Annotated in this window: 5 protein-coding genes and 1 pseudogene; 1 reads left to right on the forward strand and 5 read right to left on the reverse strand. The window is 69.6% G+C overall.

The genetic code is table 11. The annotated features are described in order from the left end of the window. Positions 1-338: 338 nt before the first annotated feature. Positions 339-1,532: a PP2C family protein-serine/threonine phosphatase gene (locus tag IE239_RS22030; protein WP_229878238.1), complete on the forward strand. Its 1,194-nt coding sequence runs from the start codon at positions 339-341 to the stop codon at positions 1,530-1,532. A gap of 263 nt (positions 1,533-1,795) precedes the next feature. On the opposite strand, the gene IE239_RS43480 is transcribed toward IE239_RS22030, so the two are convergent. The 5 genes and pseudogenes from IE239_RS43480 to IE239_RS22060 form a co-directional block, all read right to left on the reverse strand. After that, entirely contained in the window at positions 1,796-2,104 is a 309-nt protein-coding gene (locus tag IE239_RS43480; protein ID WP_190151099.1) for a hypothetical protein, read from the reverse strand. Between the two features lie 207 nt (positions 2,105-2,311). Further along, positions 2,312-2,671, reverse strand: coding sequence for a transposase (locus IE239_RS22040; protein ID WP_190151079.1), 360 nt, complete (start codon positions 2,669-2,671; stop codon positions 2,312-2,314). Between the two features lie 295 nt (positions 2,672-2,966). After that, positions 2,967-3,575: a hypothetical protein gene (locus tag IE239_RS22045; RefSeq protein WP_190151080.1), complete on the reverse strand. Its 609-nt coding sequence runs from the start codon at positions 3,573-3,575 to the stop codon at positions 2,967-2,969. Next, positions 3,572-4,159 (reverse strand): RNA polymerase sigma factor, encoded by a 588-nt coding sequence (locus tag IE239_RS22050; RefSeq protein WP_190151081.1) that lies wholly within the window; start codon positions 4,157-4,159, stop codon positions 3,572-3,574. Before IE239_RS22050 ends, IE239_RS22045 begins: the two co-directional genes overlap by 4 nt. A gap of 725 nt (positions 4,160-4,884) precedes the next feature. Next, positions 4,885-6,276 (reverse strand): annotated as a pseudogene (locus tag IE239_RS22060) (Tn3 family transposase). Positions 6,277-6,387: the final 111 nt, after the last annotated feature.

The raw sequence follows: 6,387 nt of genomic DNA on the forward strand, positions 1-6,387 counted from the left end.
GCGTTCAGCACTCTGTTCCCCGCCCTGGGCCGTGACTACGGGGATCACGGTGACCACGGCGACTTCCGGGACGATTTCTCCGGGGGCCACCACGGTCACGGTTACTGATGCACCCCTACCACCAGTGATGCGGAGCGGGCCGGAGGCCGTGGGAACCGGCCCGCTCCGTCATGCGTCGACATGCATCCGGGCAGTCGGCGACCGCCGAAGGAGGAGGTATGCAGATAATCGCCTCAAAGGTGGACCAACCGGCCCATTGCGGTTCGCCGGGCGGGCCCGCTTCCCTGGAGGGAAGGAAGCACCGGGACTCGGGGCCGCGCAGGCTGGAGGTGACCGGAGTGCGAGACATCCGCGGCGGGCTGTCGCGCGCCGGCGAGATGTGCCGTCGTCCCCAGGTCCTGGTGGCGGCGCTGTCGCTCCTGCCGGTCCTGTTGCTGATGGGGGACCTGGTGACGCCCCCGGTGGTCCGCTTCGGGCCCATGATGGTGGCGGCCCCGGCCCTCGCGGCCATTTTCTGCACTCCTGCCGGAGTTCTCCAGGTGACTGCGGTAACCCTTCCCTGCGTGGTGGCGGCCTCCGCGCGGAACGGGCAGATCGGCACCGCGAATTTCCCGGTGCAGCTCGTCACCATCGGGCTGATCAGTGCGGCCGCCGTGGCGGCCAGCGCCGTGCGGGTGCGCAGGGAGCGGGAGCTCGCCAAGTCCCGGTGGGTGGCCGAGGTCACCCAGCGGGTGCTGCTGCACCCGCTGCCGCGCCGGGTCGGCCCGTTCGAGGTCGCGTCGTTGTACCAGGCGGCGGACGAGGAGTCCGCCATCGGCGGTGACTTCTACGCCGTCGCCCACCACGGTCAACGCACCCGGGTCCTCCTCGGTGACGTGCAGGGCAAGGGTCTCGCGTCCCTGGAGATGGTCAGCTGCGTGCTGAACAGCTTCCGGCAGTCGGCCCGGCACGGCAGCCCGCTGCCGGACGTCGTGCGGGAGCTGGGCGAGGCGTTCCACGAGGAGATCCAGGACCTGCGCGCGGCCGCGGAGTCGGGGTCCGGCTCGGGCAGCCAGTACGGGGAGGAGTCGTTCGTCACCGCGGTTGTGCTGGAACTCGCCGAGGACGGCCCCCTGCGCCTCGCGAACCTGGGGCACCCGGCGCCGCTGCTCCTCCAGGACGGCACCGTCACTCCGCTGGAGCCCACCGTGCCGGTGCCGCCGCTGGGTCTGGAGGAGCTGAACGGCGGGGAGCTGATCGTGGACCGGGCCGACTTCCCGCCCGGGTCCACACTCCTGCTCTACACCGACGGGGTGACCGAGGCCCGGGACGCGTCCGGAACCTTCTACCCGCTCGCCGAGCGGCTCCGGCGCTGGGCCGGCCTGCCACCGGAGCAGCTGGTGAAGGCCGTCCACCGCGACCTGCGCCAGTACGCGGGCTCCCGGCTCACCGACGACGTGGCCATGGTGGCGGTCCGGCGGACTCCCGCCGCCGTGCGCGCGTCCGGGGTGCACCGGGGCGAGCTGACGGAGGCGCGCAGGAGGGCTGCCTGAGCGGAGAGGACGTCGCCGGCAGACGAGAGGGCCCGCCGCACCTGCGTGCAGCGGGCCCTGGTCGTACCGTCCCGGCCACCGCTCAGCCGCCTCCACGAAGGCCACCATCAGCAGCCACACCACCGGTGCCGCTGGAGCGGCCAGGACCATAGCCTCGGACACCGAGGAGCCGTCCGGAGAGTGACGGCCCAGAGACGGCCCAGCGCCCCAAGGAAGGCCCCCTGAGCACGCCGAACGCGCTGGGGGGTGTCCCTATGTGGTTGTCAAGCCGCAGCTGCGGCGGGAGCTGGCTCGGGATGCCGGTAGTGGGTGCCGTTGCGCAGCATCGCGTAGAGGACGTCGCAGCGTCGGCGGGCCAGGCAGATCAGCGCGGCGTTGTGCTTCTTGCCGACGGTCGTGGCCCCGTCTGTGTCGATCCCGGCGAGTTTGCTGCCGCCCGGAAGGGAGACCGAGGTCTGCATACGTTGCTGGTCGCGCAACTCACGGCGCCGCTCCCTGCGACACTCGATCATGATCTTCGTGCCGCACAGCATCGTGACCACGGTTATCACCACCCCGATCACCATCCACATGCCGACTCCCTGTCCAGATGTCAAACCCGGCACCATCGTGGCGGGCTACCCACTATGCGCAGTTAGCTCGGCCCGGCATGACTTTACGCAGGTCAGCGGCGCAGTCGCCGTCGCAGAGCGCCACCGCTCGCCCTCGACCACCGCGAGCCAGCCGCGGTTTTCTCGCCACTCGTACCCCGATCAGTCGGGCACGGGGAGCGGCGTCGGTCAGGTCCAGGCTCGCCACGAGTACGTCGCACCGGCACCGACCGACAACCGCCGCCGCGACCGAGCCGGCAGGCCTGTGATCGACTCGTCCGCTCGGGCTTCGTGACCGCCGGGGGTGACCTGGGTGTCGTTGACCCAGGTGACCAGCACGTGTGCGGCGTCGTGCGCTTCCAACCACAACCGCAGGTACTTGACCTGCCTATATGCCTCATCGGCGGTGACCCGGCTGAACGGCACGTTCGCGGCGAACGCCCGCGCCGGCGTCGCCATGGGCTGCCGCGGCTTGGTCTTGAACTCGGTCCCCTGCGGAATCCCCGCCCGCCGGCACAAGGCGGGATCGGTGATCCAGGGCTCGGGCAAATACGGGTTCCCGGTCGATCAGCGCATGCCCACGAGTACGCGTATAGGCCAGGAACGGTCCCTGAGTACTGCAGCTGCACCCCGGCCGACATCCAGCCCCAGAGACCTGTTGTTGGGGCACATCCCTCGGCTAGTGAATACGCAGAGTGATGACCGAGAAGAGGAACTTCTCCTACCCACTGCCAACTATGCCGGTTTCAGACGGGCTGAGTTGGGTCGGGGGCTGGAAACGGAGCCCTCACAGGCCACCGCGCCAGTCCCCGACCCTACTGAACCTGGTCGACCCCAGTCAGCCTCAACCGCCTGCCACGGGCCTGGAGCCGATGGCCGCGCAGGCCGCCTTCTTTGTGGGGTAGCCGTCCGCCGGGTAGATCACCGGCCCGCCGAGTTCCGCATGGCCGTCGGTGGCGGAGGACTCGCCGCTGTCGGGCTGCGCGTTGGGGAAATAGCAGGCCGCGAACCGGGTCGGCCTTGGGGTCCGTGGCACTGTGCCCTGTGCCGGCTGGTTCCACATCCGGTCCCAGGACGCCGCGCAGGAACGCGCCGCGTCCTGCGGATCGAAATCCTTCATGGCTTTGAGCGGCAGCTGGCTCAGGTCCGCCTCGGGCGACAGCGTGCGAGCGCACATGACGTTGCGCCCGTCCTCGCCCCATGGCCCGAATGTGGCTACGGCAGCCGTGGTGGCGCCCCCGAGGAGGACGGCCGTGACCGCACCCACCATGAACAGGTGCCGGCGCCTCCCGGAACCGGCTGTGCCACGCGGCTGCTCGCTACGTCGCAGGACCTCCCGCAGGACGGCCTTGCCGTCTGCGGACGCTGCCCAGCCTTCGGTGCCGTCGGGGCGCAGGGCACGGATGGCGGCGAGGTCGGGCGCCTGGCTGTGCTGGGTGACGGTCTGCTTCATGCTGACTCCCGTTGGGTGAAGTAGGGCTGGGCAAGAGCGCCATGGACCGGCTGTGCATGGCCTGCACGGGGCAGCGCTGCCCTGAACCGTTTGCGCGCCCGGTGTAGGCGCACAGCGAAGGCAGTGGCCGTGCAGCCTGCGACCACGGCCGCCTGCTTGGCCGTCAAGCCGTACCAGGCGCTCAGCACGAGTACTTCCCGGTCCTGTTCGGAAAGCGCCGACAGCGCGGCGGCCACCTCGGCACGCGTCCCTATCGCGTCCCCGATCTCCGCAGCCCCTGTCCGGTCGGCCATCACCGCCAAGCGCTCGGTCAGTGCGCGGTGCCGCTGGTCGGACCGCACGCGGTTGGCGAGCAGCCGCCGGGCCGAGGCGAGCAGCCACGGCAGGGCATCATCGGGTACGGACCCGGACTTGCGCCAGGCCAGCACGAAGGTCTCCGACAGGATGTCCTGTGCTGTCTCCCGGTCCGTACGGTGCAGCAGATACGCCAGTACCCGATCAGCATGAGCCGTATAGAGAGCCTCCAAGGCCCGGTGTCCGGCCGGGTCCCCGTACTCCCCGGCGGTTGTTCGTCGTCGTCTCACGGCACCTCCATGTTCCGTCCATCAACGGCCGTCAACCGGGAGATGTACGGCCGGGCCGGATCTCTTACAGCCTCTGGCGCTTCAGGTTCGGGCCGTCTCGGCAGGCGTGACACGGAGCACGAGCCTGCCGTGAGTACACACCCCGCGCGAGTCGCCCGTGTGCGATCGCCGCCGGCTCCAGAGCGAAGGGGTCACCACCTCGCCCACCACCCATGGCCTGACCCTTGAGAGGTGCTCGCCAGGCGCCCTGCCCCACAGGCCCGGGGAAGATTCTGTTCGCGTTCTTTGCCGCGACGGCGGAGACCAAGCGGGTGCCCTGGAACTGTCCGGCGAGGGTCACCCGAGCCGACATGGCTGATTTCGGCCCGTCGCGATCGCCGATCGCATCGAGACGGACCCGGTGCACCGCCGACGCGGCCTGGGCCGCGCCATGATGGGCACTCCGGCGGAGGCCGCCGTGGTCCAGGGCGCCCGTACCGGTCTTCTCATCGCCAGTGAGGAAGGGCAGCGCCTCTACTCCTTCCTCGGCTGGCACCACGAAGCCGACGTCCTGATTGCCCGGGGCCGGTGGTTCCCTCCAACAGGTAGGACTGGCTCACTCCGGCCGATCCACCCTTACGTACGGCGTACTCCTGCGGATCCCGCCGAGCGAAGATGCCCAGATTTACTGCGATTGCCTGTTCCGGTCGTACTCCGGTTGGCCGCCGATCTCGGCCGCCCCACTGTCAGAGACCACCCGTAGGAAGGTGAAGCGCGCTGTCGTACGGGCCGGGCGGGATGTGGAGGGTGGCGGTGTCGTAGTCGCCGAAGCGCAGCACGTTGTCCCTGCGGTGCGGGCTGAGCGCGGCGATGTCGTCGGGGTTTACCTCCCGGCCTTGGGCGGCCATCTGGCGCAGGGTTTCGGCCATGTCGACGGTGGTGGAGAAGATGATGCTGCTGGCCATCAGGTCGAGGAACTTGACGGCCTTCTCCTGGAGTTCGGGAGCGCAGGTAGCCGTCTCCGCCGAAGTGCAGCCATTTCGTGTACCCGTTGTATGCCTCGGCCTTGTTCGTCGCCCTGGTGATCTGTTCCCGCAGCTGTGGGTCCGACAGGTAGCGGAGCAGAACGATCGTCCTGACGGCGCGGCCGACCTCGCGGAAGACCCGGTAGATCTGGTTCTTGCGGGAGTGGTTGTTCAGGCGCCGCAGGAGGGTGACGGAGGAAACGGTGCCTTCCCGGACCGACAGGCCGACCTGCATGAGGTCCTTCCAGCCGTTCTCGATGAGCTGCCAGTCGATGCAGGTGCGCGGGTCGGCGGAGAACAGCGTGTCGATATGCCGGTAACGCGCTCGCGGGTCGGGGCGGTGGAAGGTGAGGTCCTGGAAGTTGCGGATCCGCGGGAGCAGGTCGATGCCGAGCAGGTGGGCGAGCCCGAAGACCGGGAAGGACTGCCCCTGGGTGTCCACGTGTACGGTGCCCGGCCTGACTCCGACTCGTTCGCGAGCAGCGCGTCGATGAGGTAGACGGCCTCCCACACCCCACATGGGATGAACCGGGAGAAGAGCGCGACGTAGGTGTCGGAGACCAAGTGGTGCGCGATTCCGCCGTAGCCGCCGTAGCGGATAGAGGTCTCGGCGAGGAGGTTGTCGTTGACGGTGTCCATCATGGTGCCGTCCACCGCGGCCACCGACCCGTCACCCCACGCCGCGGTCAGGTCCAGGCCGGCGTGGGCGTTGACGACGTCGGCCCCGCACCGGTTGAGAACCGGGATGGTGAAGTGGCGCTTGGCGATCGCGCCGAGTTCGTGCGCGGCCACGCTGCCCCGCATGTGGCGCACCGCCTGGGCGGGGCCGAGCCCGGAGTCGTAGACGAAGGCGGTGGTCACGTAGCGCGGCAGGGGCTCCTTCAGCTTCGGCGCGCTGCCCGAGCGTGGGCCGGGCCGTTGCCACCAGTCCGTCCAGTGCGCCGCCCGCGCCAGATGTTCCAGCACGCTGCGGGCGGGAAGCCGCTCGGAGAGAGCTTCTTCCAGCTTCTCCGCGGAGGCAGTGCGCTCGCCTGCTCTGCGTAGGGCAAGGGAGGGGACGCCGGTGACCGGGTCGATGGTGAGGTCCTTGTGGTCCGGATACCCGGCGTCCACGGTCTCAGCGATCGTGGTGAGCCGCTCGCGCAGCCGAACGGTGAACTCGCTCGCGGTGGCCGGGAAGCCGGCCTGCTCGCAGAAGCCCGCGAGCTTGGGCTCGCACTGCTC

This window comes from Streptomyces humidus, from assembly GCF_014649655.1.
Classification (GTDB): Bacteria; Actinomycetota; Actinomycetes; order Streptomycetales; family Streptomycetaceae; genus Streptomyces; species Streptomyces humidus.

Excerpts from the sequence above, each read along its gene's own strand:
- IE239_RS22045 (WP_190151080.1), bottom strand. The coding sequence starts at position 3,575 with ATGAAGCAGACCGTCACCCAGCACAGCCAGGCGCCCGACCTCGCCGCC.
- IE239_RS43480 (WP_190151099.1), bottom strand. The coding sequence starts at position 2,104 with ATGTGGATGGTGATCGGGGTGGTGATAACCGTGGTCACGATGCTGTGC.